Origin of the sequence: Pseudomonas sp. Wu6, assembly GCF_019891515.1 — a bacterium.
Classification (GTDB): Bacteria; Pseudomonadota; Gammaproteobacteria; order Pseudomonadales; family Pseudomonadaceae; genus Aquipseudomonas; species Aquipseudomonas orientalis_A.
In genome coordinates this window covers 98,032-114,176 of sequence record NZ_JAFLXH010000019.1, presented here as the reverse complement: position 1 = coordinate 114,176, position 16,145 = coordinate 98,032, and the positions used below count along the sequence as shown (strand labels likewise).

The 16,145-nt window shown below is 61.5% G+C and carries 13 protein-coding genes; 5 read left to right on the top strand and 8 right to left on the bottom strand.

Translation table 11 applies throughout. The features are described from left to right. Positions 1 to 387 precede the first annotated feature (387 nt). Positions 388 to 1,023 carry a TetR/AcrR family transcriptional regulator gene (locus J1G34_RS15030; RefSeq protein WP_065893340.1) on the bottom strand — a complete coding sequence of 212 codons (636 nt, stop codon included), beginning with the start codon at positions 1,021 to 1,023 and terminating at the stop codon, positions 388 to 390. Between the two features lie 93 nt (positions 1,024 to 1,116). On the opposite strand from J1G34_RS15030, the gene J1G34_RS15025 reads away from it, so the two are divergent. The 3 genes from J1G34_RS15025 (at position 1,117) to J1G34_RS15015 (ending at position 5,627) form a co-directional block, all read left to right on the top strand. Continuing rightward, positions 1,117 to 2,217 carry an efflux RND transporter periplasmic adaptor subunit gene (locus tag J1G34_RS15025; protein WP_122560746.1) on the top strand — a complete coding sequence of 367 codons (1,101 nt, stop codon included), beginning with the start codon at positions 1,117 to 1,119 and terminating at the stop codon, positions 2,215 to 2,217. Positions 2,218 to 2,223: 6 nt separating this feature from the next. Next, entirely contained in the window at positions 2,224 to 5,283 is a 3,060-nt protein-coding gene (locus J1G34_RS15020; protein WP_222994278.1) for an efflux RND transporter permease subunit, read from the top strand. Positions 5,284 to 5,411: 128 nt separating this feature from the next. Continuing rightward, positions 5,412 to 5,627 (top strand): hypothetical protein, encoded by a 216-nt coding sequence (locus J1G34_RS15015; protein WP_122560744.1) that lies wholly within the window; start codon positions 5,412 to 5,414, stop codon positions 5,625 to 5,627. Positions 5,628 to 5,689: 62 nt separating this feature from the next. Here the strand turns inward: J1G34_RS15015 and J1G34_RS15010 are convergent, their stop codons facing one another. From J1G34_RS15010 to plsB, 3 genes are read right to left on the bottom strand one after another with little or no spacing between them, the layout of a single operon-like run. After that, positions 5,690 to 6,379, bottom strand: coding sequence for a DUF4197 domain-containing protein (locus tag J1G34_RS15010; protein WP_065886071.1), 690 nt, complete (start codon positions 6,377 to 6,379; stop codon positions 5,690 to 5,692). Between the two features lie 22 nt (positions 6,380 to 6,401). Continuing rightward, positions 6,402 to 6,803, bottom strand: coding sequence for a YbaY family lipoprotein (locus J1G34_RS15005; RefSeq protein ID WP_130138512.1), 402 nt, complete (start codon positions 6,801 to 6,803; stop codon positions 6,402 to 6,404). A gap of 51 nt (positions 6,804 to 6,854) precedes the next feature. Further along, positions 6,855 to 9,359 (bottom strand): glycerol-3-phosphate 1-O-acyltransferase PlsB, encoded by a 2,505-nt coding sequence (plsB, locus tag J1G34_RS15000; RefSeq protein ID WP_065896945.1) that lies wholly within the window; start codon positions 9,357 to 9,359, stop codon positions 6,855 to 6,857. 179 nt (positions 9,360 to 9,538) lie between these two features. Between plsB and J1G34_RS14995 the strand changes: the two genes are divergently transcribed. Continuing rightward, complete coding sequence (locus J1G34_RS14995) at positions 9,539 to 9,748, top strand: cold-shock protein (protein WP_065886074.1); 210 nt, start codon at positions 9,539 to 9,541, stop codon at positions 9,746 to 9,748. A gap of 130 nt (positions 9,749 to 9,878) precedes the next feature. Here the strand turns inward: J1G34_RS14995 and J1G34_RS14990 are convergent, their stop codons facing one another. The 4 genes from J1G34_RS14990 to J1G34_RS14975 all read right to left on the bottom strand — a co-directional run bounded on the left by J1G34_RS14990 (position 9,879) and on the right by J1G34_RS14975 (position 15,085). Then, the gene (locus tag J1G34_RS14990) at positions 9,879 to 10,256 is read right to left on the bottom strand and encodes a hypothetical protein (RefSeq protein ID WP_065893346.1); all 378 of its coding nucleotides are present in this window, start codon (positions 10,254 to 10,256) and stop codon (positions 9,879 to 9,881) included. Positions 10,257 to 10,309: 53 nt separating this feature from the next. Then, complete coding sequence (locus J1G34_RS14985) at positions 10,310 to 11,119, bottom strand: putative RNA methyltransferase (RefSeq protein ID WP_222994277.1); 810 nt, start codon at positions 11,117 to 11,119, stop codon at positions 10,310 to 10,312. Beyond that, positions 11,119 to 12,270: a succinyl-diaminopimelate desuccinylase gene (dapE, locus tag J1G34_RS14980; protein ID WP_065886077.1), complete on the bottom strand. Its 1,152-nt coding sequence runs from the start codon at positions 12,268 to 12,270 to the stop codon at positions 11,119 to 11,121. The genes J1G34_RS14985 and dapE overlap by 1 nt, the downstream gene beginning before the upstream one ends. A gap of 223 nt (positions 12,271 to 12,493) precedes the next feature. After that, complete coding sequence (locus tag J1G34_RS14975) at positions 12,494 to 15,085, bottom strand: glycosyltransferase (RefSeq protein WP_065893347.1); 2,592 nt, start codon at positions 15,083 to 15,085, stop codon at positions 12,494 to 12,496. 217 nt (positions 15,086 to 15,302) lie between these two features. Between J1G34_RS14975 and tcdA the strand changes: the two genes are divergently transcribed. After that, positions 15,303 to 16,112, top strand: coding sequence for a tRNA cyclic N6-threonylcarbamoyladenosine(37) synthase TcdA (tcdA, locus tag J1G34_RS14970; protein WP_222994276.1), 810 nt, complete (start codon positions 15,303 to 15,305; stop codon positions 16,110 to 16,112). Positions 16,113 to 16,145: the final 33 nt, after the last annotated feature.

Below are 16,145 nucleotides of genomic sequence, written 5' to 3'. Positions count from 1 at the left end.
TGCTTACTTTTGCGCTTTTCAAAAGTGAGCCGCCGTCAGGGCGGAACCCTAAGTGGCCGTTACCGCAGAAACGGATATGTACTCGATCTGATCCAACATCCTGGTCGGCCCGGATGCCGCCATCGGGGGCAAGCCCCCTCCCACATTGGACCGGGATCGACACTGACATCCTGGTCGGCCCGGATGCCGCCATCGGGGGCAAGCCCCCTCCCACATTGGACCGGGATCGACACTGACATCCTGGTCGGCCCGGATGCCGCCATCGGGGGCAAGCCCCCTCCCACATTGGACCGGGATCGACACTAACATCCTGGTCGGCCCGGAGGCCGCCATCGGGCACTAGCTCCCTCGCCACATGCCGGTGTCATATCAAAGCTGCGTAGATACCTACGCCCCATACGCCCGCATAAACAACCCCACCACCTCCCGAACATGCTCTTCGGCCGCTTCTTCGCTCAGTTGCCCCCCGCAGCCATACAGCAAACGGAAATTCGCCGTGCCTTTGAGCAGGCAAAAAAAGTGCTCCGCAGCCTTGAAGGGTTTGTCGATGCTCAGGGCGCCGCCCTGGTCAATCTTGCCGAGCAGGCGCTCCATGCCCTGCAGCATGCGCATGGGACCGGCTTCAAAAAAGATCTGTGAGAGTTTCACGTCCTGATTGCCAGTGGTCATCATCAAGCGATGCAGGTTCACCGACTCCTCACTGTTGATCAACCGATGGAAGCCCCGCGCAATGTTCAGCAACACGGTCTCCACCGGCATGCCTGCAGGCAGCTCGAAGTACATCACCGGCAATTGCTCTTCACACTTGGCCACCACCGCCGCGGTGAACAGGTTCTCCTTGTCGGTGAAGTGGCTATAGACGGTGAGTTTCGATACCCCGGCCGCAAGGGCGACGGCGTCCATGCTGGTGCTTGCGTAACCCTTGCCCAGGAACAGCGATTTGGCCGCATCGAGGATCGCCTGGCGTTTTGCCATGTCCTTGGGACGCCCGGGGCTATTGGTGTTTGCAGGATTGTCGGACATTTTCACCTTTAATACTGGACTGGCGAGTTTGGTATTAATAACATACCGGCCAGTATAATTATTCCAAGCCTCATTTGCGAAAGGTCCCACAGCATGCGCAGCACTTTCCTGCCCTTTGCGTTGCCTGTCAGTCTGATCTTCCTGTTGGCCGCGTGCGGCCATGAAGAAGCGGCCCCCACTGCTCCTCGCCCGGCCATGGTGGTGCAACCCCAGCCCCTGGCGCAGTCGGTGGACAGCTATCCCGGTGAAGTGCGCGCCCGCTATGAGCCGGATCTGGCTTTTCGCATCGCCGGCAAAGTCAGCAATCGCCTGGTGGAGGAGGGCGAGCGGGTCAAGGCCAACCAGCCCCTGGCCGAGCTCGACCCACAGGATGTACGCCTGCAACTGGAAGCCACCCGTGCCCAGGTGGCTGGCGCCGAGGCCAACCTGAGCCTGGTGCGCGCCGAGCGTGACCGCTACAAGACCCTGATGGACCGTCAGATGGTCAGCCGATCCCAGTACGACAATTCCGAAAATCTCTATCGAGCCGGTGTGGCACGCCTCAAGCAGATCAAGGCTGAGTTCGACGTGTCCAGCAACCAGGCCGGGTATGCCGTGCTGCGTGCGCCTCAGGACGGTGTCGTCGCCAAGCGTGCGGTGGAAGTGGGCCAGGTCGTCGCCGCCGGCCAAACCGTGTTCACCCTGGCCACCGATGGCGAGCGTGAAGTAGTGATCAGCCTGCCGGAGCAAGGCTTCGGCCGCTTCAAGATCGGCCAGCCGGTCTCGGTTGAGCTGTGGAGCCAACCGGATCAACGCTTTGCCGGACGCATTCGCGAGCTGTCGCCCGCCGCCGATCCGAGGTCGCGCACCTTCGCCGCACGGGTGGCATTCACTGGCGGCAAAGTCCCTGCAGAACTCGGGCAGAGCGCTCGGGTATTCATACCGGTTGACGGGGTAATGCCGTTGTCGGTGCCGCTGTCTGCCCTGAGTGCGGAGAACGGCGCGTCTTATGTCTGGCGTGTGGCGCCGGACAACACCCTCAAGCGCACCCCCGTGCGCATCGGCGCGTTTGGCGAAAAGAGCGTGCCGGTACTGGAAGGCCTGGCGCCCACCGACTGGGTGGTTGCGGCGGGCGTGCATGTGCTCCATGAGGGCCAGCAGGTGCGCCCGGTGGATCGCGCCAACCGCGTGGTGAATCTGGCGGCCAAGGAGTAGTCCCCGATGGGTTTCAATCTTTCCGAGTGGGCGTTGCGTAATCGCCAGATTGTACTGTTCCTGATGATCCTGCTGGCGGTCGTCGGCACCTTGTCCTACACCAAACTGGGACAAAGCGAAGACCCTCCCTTCACCTTCAAGGCCATGGTGATCAAGACCAACTGGCCAGGGGCAACCGCCCAGGAAGTGTCACGCCAGGTCACCGAGCGCATCGAGAAAAAGCTCATGGAGACCGGCGAGTACGAGCGCATCGTCTCGTTCTCGCGCCCCGGCGAGTCCCAGGTGACCTTCATCGCGCGCGACGCCATGCACTCGGCGCAGATTCCCGAGCTGTGGTACCAGGTGCGCAAGAAGATCAGCGATATCCGTCAGACCTTGCCACCGGATATCCAGGGGCCGTTTTTCAACGATGAGTTCGGCACCACGTTCGGCAATATCTACGCCTTGACCGGTGACGGTTTCGACTACCCCGTGCTCAAGGACTACGCCGACCGCATCCAGATTCAGCTGCAACGGGTGCCGGATGTGGGCAAGGTCGAGCTGCTCGGCCTGCAGGATGAGAAGATCTGGATCGAGCTGTCCAACCTCAAGCTCGCCACCCTCGGCCTGCCATTGGCCGCCGTGCAGCAAGCGTTGCAGGAGCAGAACGCGGTGTCGACCGCCGGCTTCTTTGAAACCCCGAGTGAACGGGTGCAACTGCGGGTGTCGGGCAACTTCAAGAGCGTGGAAGAGATCCGTAACTTCCCTATTCGGGTGGCGGACCGAACCTTCCGGATCGGCGATGTGGCCGATATCCACCGTGGTTTCAACGACCCACCGGCACCGCGCATGCGTTACATGGGCGCGGACGCCATCGGCCTGGCGGTGGCCATGCGTGAAGGCGGCGATATTCTGGTGCTGGGCAAGGCACTGGAGCGTGAATTCGCACGCTTGCAGAAGAACCTTCCGGCGGGCATGGAATTGCGCAAGGTTTCGGATCAGCCCGCAGCGGTGAAGACCAGTGTCGGCGAATTCGTCCAGGTGCTGGCCGAAGCCTTGGCCATCGTGTTGCTGGTGAGCTTCTTTTCCCTGGGGGTACGCACCGGCATGGTAGTGGCACTGGCGATTCCGCTGGTGCTGGCCATGACCTTTGCCACCATGTACTACCTGGGTATCGGCCTGCACAAAATTTCCCTGGGCGCCCTGGTGTTGGCCCTGGGCTTGCTGGTGGATGACGCGATCATCGCGGTGGAGATGATGGCGATCAAAATGGAGCAGGGCTACGACCGGATCAAAGCCGCAAGCTTCGCCTGGACCAGCACCGCCTTCCCCATGCTGACCGGCACGTTGATCACCGCCGCAGGCTTTTTGCCGATTGCCACCGCGCAATCGAGTACCGGCGAGTACACCCGGTCGATCTTCCAGGTGGTGACCATTGCTTTATTGGCCTCATGGGTCGCTGCGGTGGTGTTTGTACCGTACCTGGGGGAAAAGCTGCTGCCGGACCTGGCGAAAATACATGCGGCCAAGCACGGCACCGACGGTCCGGATCCGTATGGCACGCCCTTCTACCAGCGTGTAAGACGTTTGGTGCAGTGGTGTGTCCGTCGGCGCAAGACGGTCATCGTTTTGACCCTGTTGCTGTTTATCGGCTCGGTTGGGCTATTTCGTTTCGTGCCGCAACAGTTCTTCCCGGCCTCGGGTCGCCTGGAGCTGATGGTCGACCTGAAACTGGCCGAAGGCGCTTCCCTGAGCAACACCGCCGACCAGGTCAAACGCCTCGAGACCTTGCTCAAGGCACACGCAGGCATCGACAACTACGTCGCCTACGTGGGCACCGGTTCGCCGCGCTTCTACCTGCCGCTCGACCAGCAACTGCCGGCTGCCAGCTTCGCGCAATTTGTGGTGTTGGCACACACCATCGAAGAACGCGAAAGCCTGCGCACCTGGCTGATTGAAACCCTTGACGAACAGTTTCCTGACCTGCGTTCACGCGTTACCCGCCTGGAGAATGGCCCACCCGTGGGCTATCCGGTGCAGTTTCGCGTGACCGGCGAGCACATCGAAGAAGTTCGCGCGTTGGCGCGCAAAGTTGCGGCCAGGGTTCGCGAGAATGCCCACGTGGTCAATGTGCACCTGGACTGGGAAGAGCCGAGCAAGATCGTTTATCTGAATATCGACCAGGACCGCGCCCGGGCGCTTGGCGTAAGCACCGCCAACCTGTCGAAATTCCTGCAAAGCTCCCTGACCGGCTCCACCGTCAGCCAGTACCGGGAGGACAACGAGTTGATCGAGATTCTCCTGCGCGGCACCGTCCATGAACGCACCGAGTTGTCGCGGCTGCCAAGCCTGGCGGTACCGACCGACAACAGCAGAAGTGTGGCCCTGGCACAGATTGCAACCCTCGAGTATGGCTTTGAAGAGGGCATCATCTGGCACCGTAACCGCTTGCCGACAGTGACCGTGCGCGCCGATATCTACGGCAAGGAACAACCTGCGACCCTGGTCCAGCAGATCCTGCCGACCCTGGAGGGCGTGCGCGCCGAGTTGCCGGACGGCTATTTGCTGGAAGTCGGCGGCACGGTTGAAGACTCTGCGCGCGGACAGAACTCGGTGAAGGCCGGCGTGCCATTGTTCATCGTGGTCGTGCTGACCTTGCTGATGCTGCAACTGCGCAGTTTCTCACGCACGGCGATGGTGTTTCTGACCGCGCCCCTGGGCTTGATCGGCGTCACGTTGTTCCTGCTGGTGTTTCGTCAGCCGTTTGGTTTCGTGGCCATGCTCGGCACGATTGCCCTGTCGGGGATGATCATGCGCAACTCGGTGATATTGGTGGACCAGATCGAACAGGACATCAAGGCGGGGCTGACGCCATGGCAGGCGATCATTGAAGCGACTGTTCGGCGTTTCCGCCCGATCGTTCTGACGGCACTCGCGGCGGTGCTGGCGATGATTCCACTGTCACGCAGCGTATTCTTCGGGCCGATGGCGGTTGCAATCATGGGCGGGCTGATTGTGGCGACGGCGCTGACGCTGCTGTTTCTACCGGCGCTTTACGCGGCGTGGTTCAGGGTCAAACAGGAATGACGGTGCTTATGGCGAGGAACGTTTCTTAACGTTTCGCCACTCATGGACTACCTGATGACAGGTATTCGGTCCGACGGTCTTCACGCCGTCTGGCCGGATCTCAAATCTGATGATTCAAGGAGTAACCCATGGGACTATTCATCGGTAAGTCGTTGAGCGTTTCGGTCAACAGCAGCTTTGGTGCCGGCAACTGCGCCAAACCCAAGCCACCGGCAGATGACTGCAACGACAAATGCAAACCCAAGCCCGATTGCAATGGCGTAGGCGGCGCAATCAAGTTCGGCGTAAGCGTGATGCCACTGGGCGCGGTGATCTTTGGCGGGCTGGGCGCCAAGCTGTTTTAAAGGTGTGGTAAGCGCTCCCGGGCAGGTGATCCTTCCCCACCTGCTCGGGTGCACAGAGGCGTTTACAGGGCGCCGAACACTTTCTTGGCGAGGCTGGTGGCGGCCGCTGCCGGATTTTTGCGAATCGTTTCTTCCTGCTGCGCGATCATCTTGAACAAGCCGTCCAGCGCCTGTTCGGTCACGTAGTTTTCAACGTTGGCGCTTTTGGCGTCCACTGCACCAAACGCCGCCGCCTTGCCGGCCAGGGCGTTGTACTGCTGGGCCACGCCGACCTTGTCGGTTGCAGCCTTGACGATGGGCAGGAACTTGGCGCGGATCTGTTCGCGACTGCTGGTGTTCAGGTATTGGGTGGCGGAATCCTGACCACCGCTGAGGATGCCCTTGGCATCGGTCACGCTCATGTTTTTCACGGCATTGACCAGGATCGGCTGAGCCTGGGTCACTGCGGTTTCCGCCGCTTTGTTCATACTGGTTTCCAGCTGGGTGACTTGATCGCCCATGCCGAACATCTTCAGCTTGTCAGCGATCTTGCCCAGCTTGCCCGGCAGGCCGATTTTGACCTCGGGGTTATTGCTGAAACCGCCTGGCGTGCCCAGTTGTTTCACGGCGATCTGGGCGCCCTGGGTCAAGGCATCCTTCAGCCCGCCACTGGCGTCGCCCTGGGACAGGCTGCCAAGGTCCAGCGCCATCGCGTTGGCACCCAGCAGCAGTCCGGTGAACAGGGCAGTGAGGCGAAGAGGGTTACGGAGCATGGGCGCTTCCTTATGATTGAATTCAGTGGGCTACCGCGTCGACACGCAAGCGCAGTGGCTGTGGGTCCTGGCCATTGAGCTGTACCGCATGGTGCTGCGTGGTGATGAACAGTAGCTTGCCATCCACCTCGATGCGAGCGCTCACCGAGTAGCTGTGGCCAGGCTTGACCTGCGCCGGGTCATAGCTCAGGTGAAACGGCAGCGGCACCTGGCCCTTGATCGGGCCTTTCTGTTCGGCGAGGGTCACGGCCGGGGCGTCCATCAAGGACACGTCTTGCAGGCTGACGCTCAAGGTGGCGGCAGGCGGCAACGCGATGCGTTGCAGGTAAAACACTTCGCCGTCGAGGCTGGCCTTTGGGGCGGGTGTCATGGATTGGCAGGCTCCGAGCAGGGCCGTGAGGCCCAGGAGGATGATCTTTTTCATGGTGCAACTCCTTTTCAACGGCGCCGCAAACTTCCCGGCGCCTTGTTCAATCTAGCGGGTTTGCGCGGGGTCCACCGCTTGCTCGGCCGCGCCATCGACGCGATGCAGCGCCACCTGGCGAATCGACAGGCGAATGTCCGCCGGCAGTACGCGTTTGGCCGCACCTTCTGCCAGTTCGCCGAGCAGGTCGCGATAGCTCAGCTTGCCGGCTTCGTCGCGGCGCAGCACATCTTGCTCCAGCAAGGTCTGGATGAAATGTCGGAAAAGGCTCTTGTCGAAGAATTCCGGGGCATTGAGGCCATGCAGGATCGACAGGCGCTGGGCCATGATTGTGCACAGGTCTTCCAGCTCTTCGGCGCTGATGCTGTTCTGACCGCTGTTGAGCAACAGCGAAATCGCCATGTAGAAGCGTTGCAAGGTCTGGGCGATGCTCTTGGACAGCAGCGTCAGCAGTACAAAATGCCGCGAACTCGGCGCCGCGCGCAGATACACGCCGTTTTCAAAACGCAGCAGGCCCTGTTCGACAAAAGCCTCCAGCCACTGGTCGACCACGCCATCGAGCTCTTCCAGTGACCAGCGGATAAACAGCTCCGATTGCAGGTACGGATAGAGCGCCTGGGTGTAGAGCAGGATCTGCTCGCGGCTCATCCGCGAACTGCTCTGGAAAAAGCTCGCCAGCAGCGCCGGCAGGGCGAAGATGTGCAGCACGTTGTTGCGGTAATAGGTCATCAGGACGGCATTTTGCTCATCCAGATAGACAATCTTGCCCAGGGCATCGCTTTGCTCCGACAGCAGGTCCATGTCCTTGACGTGCTTGATCAGCGCCAGGCCATCGCCTTCCGGCAGGGTGGTGTGGGGCGAATAGGGCACGCGGCGCAGCAGCGCCAGGTACAAGTCCAACTGGCGGGCCATGGCTTGTTCGTCCAGGGCCAGGCGGGTGGTCGACAGCAGCGCCAACGCCACCAGGTTCACCGGGTTCACCGCGGCGGCTTCGTTGAGGTGGCGGGCCACCTTTTCGCTGAGGCGGTGGGTGGTTTCATTCAGCCATGCCGGCTTGAAGTTCGGGCCCAGTTCCTGGGCGCGCCAGTCCGGTTGCTCGTGGTCGAGAAACTCCGCCAGCTTGATCGGCTCGCCGAAGTTGACCGCCACCTGGCCGAAGCGCTGCTTGAGCGCACCCACCACTTTGAAAATATCGAAGATCGACTCTTTCTTCTTGCTCGCTCCGCGCAGTTCGCCCAGATAGGTGCGGCCTTCGAGCACGCGTTCGTAACCGATGTACACCGGCACGAACACGATGGGCATGCGCGAAGAGCGCAGGAAACTGCGCAGGGTGATGGCCAGCATCCCGGTTTTCGGCTGCAGCATGCGACCGGTGCGCGAGCGTCCGCCTTCGACGAAGTACTCCACCGGGAAGCCCTTGGTAAACAGGGTGTGCAGGTATTCGTTGAACACCGAGGTGTAAAGCGGGTTGCCCTTGAAGGTACGGCGCATGAAAAACGCACCGCCACGGCGCAGCAGGCTGCCGATCACCGGCATGTTCAGGTTGATGCCGGCGGCAATGTGCGGCGGGGTCAGGCCGTTCTTGAACAGCAGGTAGGACAGCAACAGGTAGTCGATATGACTGCGGTGGCACGGCACGTAGATCACTTCGTAGCCTTGGGCAACCTGTTGCACGCCCTCGATGTTGTTGACCTTGATGCCGTCGTAGATCTTGTTCCAGAACCAGCTCAGCACCACTTCCAGAAAACGGATCGCCGTGTAGGTGTAGTCCGAGGCGATTTCGTTGCCATAGCGCAGGGCCAGGGCCTTGGCTTTTTCCGGCGAAATCTTTTCGCGCTCGGCTTCATCGGCAATCGCCTGGCGCACCAGGGGCATATTGACCAGACCCTTCACCAGGTTGCGCCGGTGCGACAGGTCCGGGCCGATCACGGCGGTCTTGAGGTTACGAAAGTGCACACGCAGGATGCGCTGGGCCATTCTTACGGTACGTTCGTGCCCTTTATTGTGCTCGATCAATTCACGCAAGTTGATGGGCGCGGAGAATTGCACGCGGGTCTTGCGACCGAGGATCAGGATGCTCAACAACCGGCGCAGACGCCCGGTGACCGCCCAACTGTCGGCGAACAACAGCTTCCAGGGGCTGGACTCGCTTTCGGGGGATTGGCCCCAGAACACGCTGACCGGAATGATTTGTGCATTCTCTTCGGCATGTTCGCTCAGGGTGTTGACCAGGCGCGTCAGGGTGGGCGGTGCGCCGCGCTTGTCCTGGCGGCCGAGCCAGTCCGGGTCGGGCGTGAGGTAGAAGAACGCCGCAGGCTCCATCAAGGGGCCCACCGAGACCGGCAGCACCGGGCGCGGCAGGCCGGCCTTGGTGCACTCGGCATCGACCACGGCCAATTCGGTCATTGAGGGCGATTGCAGGACGTAGAACACCGGCCGGCTGCGGTCCAGGTTAAGGGTTAGGGACGACTGGTTGATCGTCTCCGAGCGAACCCAGAGATACAACAGTCGGCGCAAGGTGCCAAACACCAGACGGCGGAACGGGGAGCGGGTCATAGGCGAACTGCTTCAAGTGGAAAAAACCGAGCAGGCGCTCGGGCGGGTAGTGTGCCGTATTCACCGAAAATCGGCAAAAAAGCAGCGATGTAAAGTTGAGTTGATGGTTTTTGAACCTGTCTTATACTCGGCAGTTCAACGCCAGCGACTCAATAATAAAAACCAGTGGGAGTGAACAGATGACAACGCGCGAAACCGGCAACGTGAAGTGGTTCAACGATGCAAAGGGCTACGGCTTTATACAGCGTGAAGATGGCAAGGATGTGTTCGTGCACTACCGCGCCATTCGTGGTGACGGGCACCGCTCGTTGGCCGAGGGCCAGCAGGTGGAGTATGCCGTGGTGACGGGCGAGAAAGGCTTGCAGGCCGAGGATGTAGTGGGCCTGTAAGTTCACCACTGAACCCCTGTGGGAGGGGGCTTGCCCCCGATTGCAGTGTGTCAGTCACCAGCTATATTGACTGATCCACTGCTATCGGGAGCAAACCCCCTCCCACATTTGATTGGGTTCGCAGCTCAGGTCAGGCGGTTTTCCAAGTGATCTCTTCTTCACCGTCGGCACTGATGCGCATCCAGCGGTCAGCACTTTCCTCACCCTCTTCCTCGACCCAGGTCCCCGGTGCGCAGCGCACTTCAACGTTCAGCGCGGCAAACGCGGCGCGGGCGCAGGCGATGTCGTCGTCCCATGGGGTCTGGTCGCTTTCCAGGTACAGGCTGTTCCACTTGCCCACGGCTTTCGGCAGCCAGGTCACTGGCACGTTGCCGGCCTTGCACTTGTAGGTCTGGCCCTTCTGGACCCAGTCGGTGCATGGGCCCAGGGCGGCGCCCAGCCAGGCGGCGATGGCCTTGTGGTCGACGTCGGCGTCCTTCAGGTAAATCTCGATATCGGGTTGGCGCATGGATGTTCCTCGTTGCGGGATTCGAAAATCCATTCGCGGATGCTGAAAAAAGGTTATTGAAGCACGAAATAATCGTAGCGCATCGACACGGTGACCTGCAGCGGCTGGGCGGCTTCGATGACCTCGCTGCGTCGCTCTGCACTGGCGCGCCAGCCGTGCGGGGTCATGGCCAGCAGGTTGGCGCGGTCCCCGGGTTCGGCCAGGCTCAGGCTGAACTCAAGGGTTTCACTGTGTGCCAGGTGCATGCCATCCGGCACCAGGGCCAGGTGTTTGTCGTCGGTGTACTCGCGCACTTCATCGTACAAGCGCTCGCGCAGCTCCATCAGATGGCCACGTGTCGGACCGACCTTCATCAGGCCGCCGCCCGGGGTGAGCAGGCGCTTGGCTTCCTGCCAGTCCAACGGGCTGAACACGCTGGCGAGAAACTGGCAACTGGCGTCGGCCAGCGGTACACGGGCCATGCTGGCGATCAACCAGGTCAGCGCCGGGTTGCGCTTGCACGCACGCTTGACCGCTTCCCTGGAAATATCCAGGGCGTAGCCGTCGGCGTGGGGCAGGGCATCGGCGATCTGCGCGGTGTAGTAACCCTCGCCACAGCCAATGTCCACCCAGCGTTGCGGTGCGCGTTCAGCGGCCAGTTCAGCCAGGCGCCTGGCCACCGGGGCGTAGTGGCCGGCGTTGAGGAAATCACGGCGTGCCTCGACCATGGCGAGGTTATCGCCTGGGTCGCGGCTGTTCTTGTGCTGCACCGGCAGCAGGTTGAGGTAACCCTGGCGTGCGCGGTCGAAACGGTGCCCGGCGGGGCAGGCCACGCCATTGTCCACCGCAGTGAGCGGGGCAGTGCAGAGGGGGCAGGCAAGCATCAGGCGAGCAACTTGATCAGGGTCTGGTAGTAGATTTCGGTCAACACATCGAGGTCGCTGGCAAGGATGCGCTCGTTGACCTGATGGATAGTCGCATTCACCGGGCCCAGCTCGACCACCTGGGTGCCCAGGGTCGCGATGAAACGGCCGTCGGACGTACCGCCACTGGTGGATGCCTTGGTCTCGCGCCCGGTGATCGCCTTGATGCTGGCCGATACCGCGTCGAGCAGTGCGCCCGGCTCGGTGAGAAAGGGCAGGCCCGACAGCGCCCAGTCCACATGCCAGTCCAGGCCGTGTTTATCCAGAATCGCGGCGACCCGCTGCTGCAAGCCTTCCACGGTGGACTCGGTGGAGAATCGGAAGTTGAACACCGCCGTCAGGTCGCCGGGAATCACGTTGGTGGCGCCGGTGCCGGAATTGAGGTTGGAGATCTGGAAACTGGTCGGCGGGAAGAAGGTGTTGCCGTCATCCCAATGCTCGGCGGCCAGTTCAGCCAGGGCCGGCGCGGCGAGATGGATCGGGTTCTTCGCCAGGTGCGGGTAGGCCACGTGGCCCTGTACACCGCGTACCGTCAAGGTGGCGCCGAGGGAGCCGCGACGGCCGTTCTTGACCACGTCGCCCACCAGGGTGGTGCTCGACGGTTCGCCGACGATGCACCAGTCCAGGCGCTCCTTGCGCGCGGCCAGGCGCTCGATCACAGCCTTGGTGCCATGGTGCGCCGGGCCTTCTTCATCGCTGGTGATCAAAAAAGCCACCGAACCCTTGTGGTCCGGGTAATCCCTGACGAAGCGCTCCGACGCCACCAGCATTGCCGCCAGGCTGCCTTTCATGTCCGCCGCGCCACGCCCGCACAGCATGCCGTGCTCGTCGATCAGCGCGTCGAACGGGTCGTTCTGCCAGGCCTGCACCGGGCCGGTGGGGACCACGTCGGTGTGGCCGGCGAAGCACAGCACCGGGCCGTCATGTTGGCCATGGGTGGCCCAGAAGTTATCCACGTCCTCGATGCGCATCGGCTCGAGCGCGAAACCGGCGTCGCCCAGGCGCTGCATCATCAGCTTCTGGCAATCGGCATCGATCGGCGTGACCGATGGGCGACGGATCAGGTCGATGGCGAGTTGAAGGGTCGGCGAAAGGTCGGCATGGGCCGTCATGGGGAAACTCCGGAAATCGAGACAGCGACGTTCTAATGGTAGGAGCGAGCTTGCTCGCGAAAAACGCAAGGGCACCGCGTGCATTCAGGGTGTCCGCTTCATCGTTAACGATTTTCGCGAGCAAGCTCGCTCCTACAGTGATGTGTGCAAGGCGTGTAAAACGGCCGTTATCTTATAGCAAAACGGCGGCCAGAGGCCGCCGTTTAGTGCATGACGCAAGTTTTTACACCGCAGTGACAGGCTCGGCCTTCGGTGCCGGTTTGGGCAGCGACGACAGGAACGCCATGATCAACGCGGCCACATATGGCAGCGACTGCACCAGCAGCATCACCACCCAGAAGCGTATGTCATTGCTCGGCAGGCCTTGCACCAGGTAGATGCCCAGGGCTGCGCCCCACAACAGCAGCATGATGAACATTTCTTCGCGGGCCTCGGAAATCGCCACCCAGAAGCCATGGTTGTCGGCGTTTTTCGGTGTACGAAAGAACGGAATGCTGGTGGTGAAGAAACCGTAAAGCACCGCCTTGGCGATGGTGTGCGACAACGCCAGGCCGGCCAGGGCCGCGCAGAATGCATCCTTGAGGTTCACCCCGACCGCACGGCGGTACAGGAAGATGATCTTGCCCACCTTGAACACGAACAGCGCCAGCGGCGGGATCGCGAAGATCAGCAACGGCGGATCGACGCGGGTCGGCACGATGATCATCGCCGCCGACCACAGCAGCGCGCCGACGGTGAAGAAGATGTTCATGCCGTCGGCCACCCACGGCAGCCAGCCCGCGAGGAAGTGATAGCGCTGGCCACGGGTCAGCTCGGTGCCTTTGCCGCGCAGCAGGCTGGCGGTGTGGCGCTTGATGATCTGGATCGCGCCGTAGGCCCAGCGGAAACGCTGTTTCTTGAAGTCGATAAAGGTATCCGGCATCAGGCCCTTGCCATAGCTGTCGTGGTAATACGCCGCCGACAGGCCTTTCTCGAACACGCGCAGGCCAAGTTCGGCGTCTTCACAGATGCACCAGTCGGCCCAGCCCAGTTCTTCGAGCACCGAGCGACGGGTCATGGTCATGGTGCCGTGCTGGATGATCGCGTCACGGTCGTTGCGGGTGACCATGCCGATATGGAAAAAGCCTTTGTATTCCGCGTAGCAGAGCTTCTTGAAGGTGCTTTCGTTCTGGTCGCGATAATCCTGCGGCGACTGCACCACGGCGATTTTCGGGTCGGCGAAGTGCGGCACCATGTGCTTGAGCCAATTGGGCGACACGCAGTAATCGGAGTCGATCACCGCAATCACTTCGGCGTCCTTGGCGGTGTGCGGGATCAGGTAGTTCAGCGCGCCACCCTTGAAACCGGCCAGGGGCGCGACGTGGAAGAACTTGAAGCGCGGGCCGAGGGTCTGGCAATAGTCGCGCACCGGCTCCCACACCGCCGGGTCCTTGGTGTTGTTGTCGATGATCAGGACTTCGTAGTCCGGGTAATCGAGCGCCGCGAGGGCGTCGAGGGTCTGTTTGACCATCTCCGGCGGCTCGTTGTAGCACGGCACATGGATCGACACTTTGGGTCGGTAGTCCGATTCCCCCTCGACCGGCAGGAATTCACGCCGGCGCTTGTGGGTCCACACCGCTTCGGCCAGTTCGTGGGCTTCGGTCAGCAGCACGATAAACACGCCCAGGGCGCCGAGGGCCAGGAGGATGCCGACGGTGACGCTGAACCAGGTGCTGTATTGCTGGCTGTAGTCGTAGCCGATCCACACCAGTACCGATCCGCACAGGAATGCGATAAACGTGAGAAAGGTGCGGCCACGCTGGCGCAGGGCCGAACCGTCGATCATCAACAGCGTCAGGGACAGCAGGGCCAGCACCACCGAGCCGATGGCCAGTACGCGCCATTGCGGGATGGCGACCACCGGGCCTTCAAAGTTGAATTTCTGCTGGCGCGCGGCGTTGAACACGCCCCAATAGGCGCCGGCCGAGCCTTCGTCGCTGACCTTCCAGGGCTGGTCGAAGGCTTCGATGACGAAGTAGTTGAACCCTTGCCGGTTCAGTTTGTTAACCAATGTGCGCAGGTAAACCGCCTGGTCCGCTGGCGACGTTTCATTGCCACCGCGCATGCGCCCGTTGCTCGGCCAGCCAACCTCCGACAGCAGCAGCGGCTTTTTCGGGAACAGTTTCTTCAGATCCCTGGCGCGGTCGAGTACGTACTGGCCGGCCTTGTCCATCGGAATGAATTCCCAGAACGGCAGGATGTGCGCGGCAATCAGGTCGACGTGCTTGGCCAGTTGCGGGTTCTTTTCCCAGATGTGCCATTGCTCGGAGGTGGTCACCGGCACTTTCACGGCGGCACGCACGCGGTCGAGCAGCACGATCAGGGCTTCGGGAGTGATTTCCTCGCGGAATAACGCTTCGTTGCCGACCACCACGCGCACGACGCTGCGCGACGTGTTGGCGATCTCGATGGCGCGCTGGATCTCGCGTTCATTGCGTTCCAGGTCCGGGCTGATCCAGATACCGAGGGTCACGCGCAGGCCGAACTCTTCCGCCAGCTTGGGGATGTCCCCCAGAGTGCCATCGACCGAGTAGGTACGGATGTTGTCCGTCAGCTTGCTCATGATCGCAAGGTCCTGACGCATCTGCTCGTCAGTGGGGTACTGGTCTTTCTGCGGGTATTGGCCTTGTTGAAACGGCGAATAGGAAAACCCCGAGATCTGCTCGGGCCAGTTGGGAGCGGTGACCGGGCGGTTGATCAGCGCCCAGAAACCGGTGAACAGCGCGGCAATTGCCAGCACCACCACCAGGTTGAGTCCAAATTTACGCGATGCCATGGTTATGTCGGGTTCCAAAGGGTGTGGAACGAAAAGAGGTGTCGGCCTACGCCAACCGGCGCGCATCCTACACTGGCCTTTCCCTGAGCGTACAGCAAGCCGAGAAAAACCGGACATTGGGCAGCGAAAGTGCATCTAAGTTCTTAACTTGTAGCTGATGGCTTAAAACTTGTCGCTGCGTAGCCCATAATGCGCGCCGGTTTTTAGGGTAATGGTCATGAGCACAGAAGATCCGCGGTTTGCAGGCGTCGCCCGCTTGTATGGCATTGAAGGCCTGGAACGCTTGAAAGCGGCCCATGTGGCGATCGTCGGTGTCGGCGGCGTGGGCTCGTGGGCGGCGGAAGCCATGGCCCGTTGCGGGGTGGGCGAGATTTCGCTGTTTGACCTGGACGACGTCTGCGTCAGCAACAGCAACCGCCAGTTGCATGCATTGGACAGCACCGTAGGCAAACCCAAGGTTGAAGTAATGGCCGAACGCCTGCGCAGCATCAACCCGGCGTGCACGGTGCATGCGGTGGCGGACGTCGTCACACGTGACACCATGGCCGAATACATCACGCCAGACATCGATTGCGTGATCGACTGCATCGACGCGGTCAACGCCAAGGCGGCACTGATTGCCTGGTGCAAGCGCCGCAAGATCCAGATCATCACCACCGGTGGCGCCGGCGGGCAGATCGATCCGACGCTGATCCAGGTGTGCGACCTCAACCGCACCTTCAACGACCCGCTGGCCTCGAAAGTGCGCTCCACCCTGCGCCGTGACTACGGTTTCTCACGCACGGTGACCCGCCATTACAGCGTGCCGTGCGTGTTTTCCACCGAGCAACTGCGCTATCCCAAGCCGGACGGCAGCATCTGTTTGCAGAAGAGTTTTGTCGGCGATGGGGTCAAGCTTGACTGCGCGGGAGGGTTTGGCGCTGTGATGATGGTCACCGCGACCTTCGGCATGGTGGCGGCGACCAAGGCGGTGGACAAGATTGTGGCCGGGGTGCGCAGGCCGTCGGAGCGGGTCAAGCCCACCTAGACCTCACTACCTTGCACACATCAAAATGTGGGA

Excerpts from the sequence above, each read along its gene's own strand:
- J1G34_RS15030 (WP_065893340.1), bottom strand. The coding sequence starts at position 1,023 with ATGTCCGACAATCCTGCAAACACCAATAGCCCCGGGCGTCCCAAGGAC.
- J1G34_RS15005 (WP_130138512.1), bottom strand. The coding sequence starts at position 6,803 with ATGAAAAAGATCATCCTCCTGGGCCTCACGGCCCTGCTCGGAGCCTGC.
- plsB (WP_065896945.1), bottom strand. The coding sequence starts at position 9,359 with ATGACCCGCTCCCCGTTCCGCCGTCTGGTGTTTGGCACCTTGCGCCGA.
- dapE (WP_065886077.1), bottom strand. The coding sequence starts at position 12,270 with ATGACGGCCCATGCCGACCTTTCGCCGACCCTTCAACTCGCCATCGAC.
- J1G34_RS15020 (WP_222994278.1), top strand. The coding sequence starts at position 2,224 with ATGGGTTTCAATCTTTCCGAGTGGGCGTTGCGTAATCGCCAGATTGTA.
- J1G34_RS15010 (WP_065886071.1), bottom strand. The coding sequence starts at position 6,379 with ATGCTCCGTAACCCTCTTCGCCTCACTGCCCTGTTCACCGGACTGCTG.
- J1G34_RS15015 (WP_122560744.1), top strand. The coding sequence starts at position 5,412 with ATGGGACTATTCATCGGTAAGTCGTTGAGCGTTTCGGTCAACAGCAGC.
- J1G34_RS15025 (WP_122560746.1), top strand. The coding sequence starts at position 1,117 with ATGCGCAGCACTTTCCTGCCCTTTGCGTTGCCTGTCAGTCTGATCTTC.
- J1G34_RS14990 (WP_065893346.1), bottom strand. The coding sequence starts at position 10,256 with ATGCGCCAACCCGATATCGAGATTTACCTGAAGGACGCCGACGTCGAC.
- J1G34_RS14995 (WP_065886074.1), top strand. The coding sequence starts at position 9,539 with ATGACAACGCGCGAAACCGGCAACGTGAAGTGGTTCAACGATGCAAAG.
- tcdA (WP_222994276.1), top strand. The coding sequence starts at position 15,303 with ATGAGCACAGAAGATCCGCGGTTTGCAGGCGTCGCCCGCTTGTATGGC.
- J1G34_RS14975 (WP_065893347.1), bottom strand. The coding sequence starts at position 15,085 with ATGGCATCGCGTAAATTTGGACTCAACCTGGTGGTGGTGCTGGCAATT.
- J1G34_RS14985 (WP_222994277.1), bottom strand. The coding sequence starts at position 11,119 with ATGCTTGCCTGCCCCCTCTGCACTGCCCCGCTCACTGCGGTGGACAAT.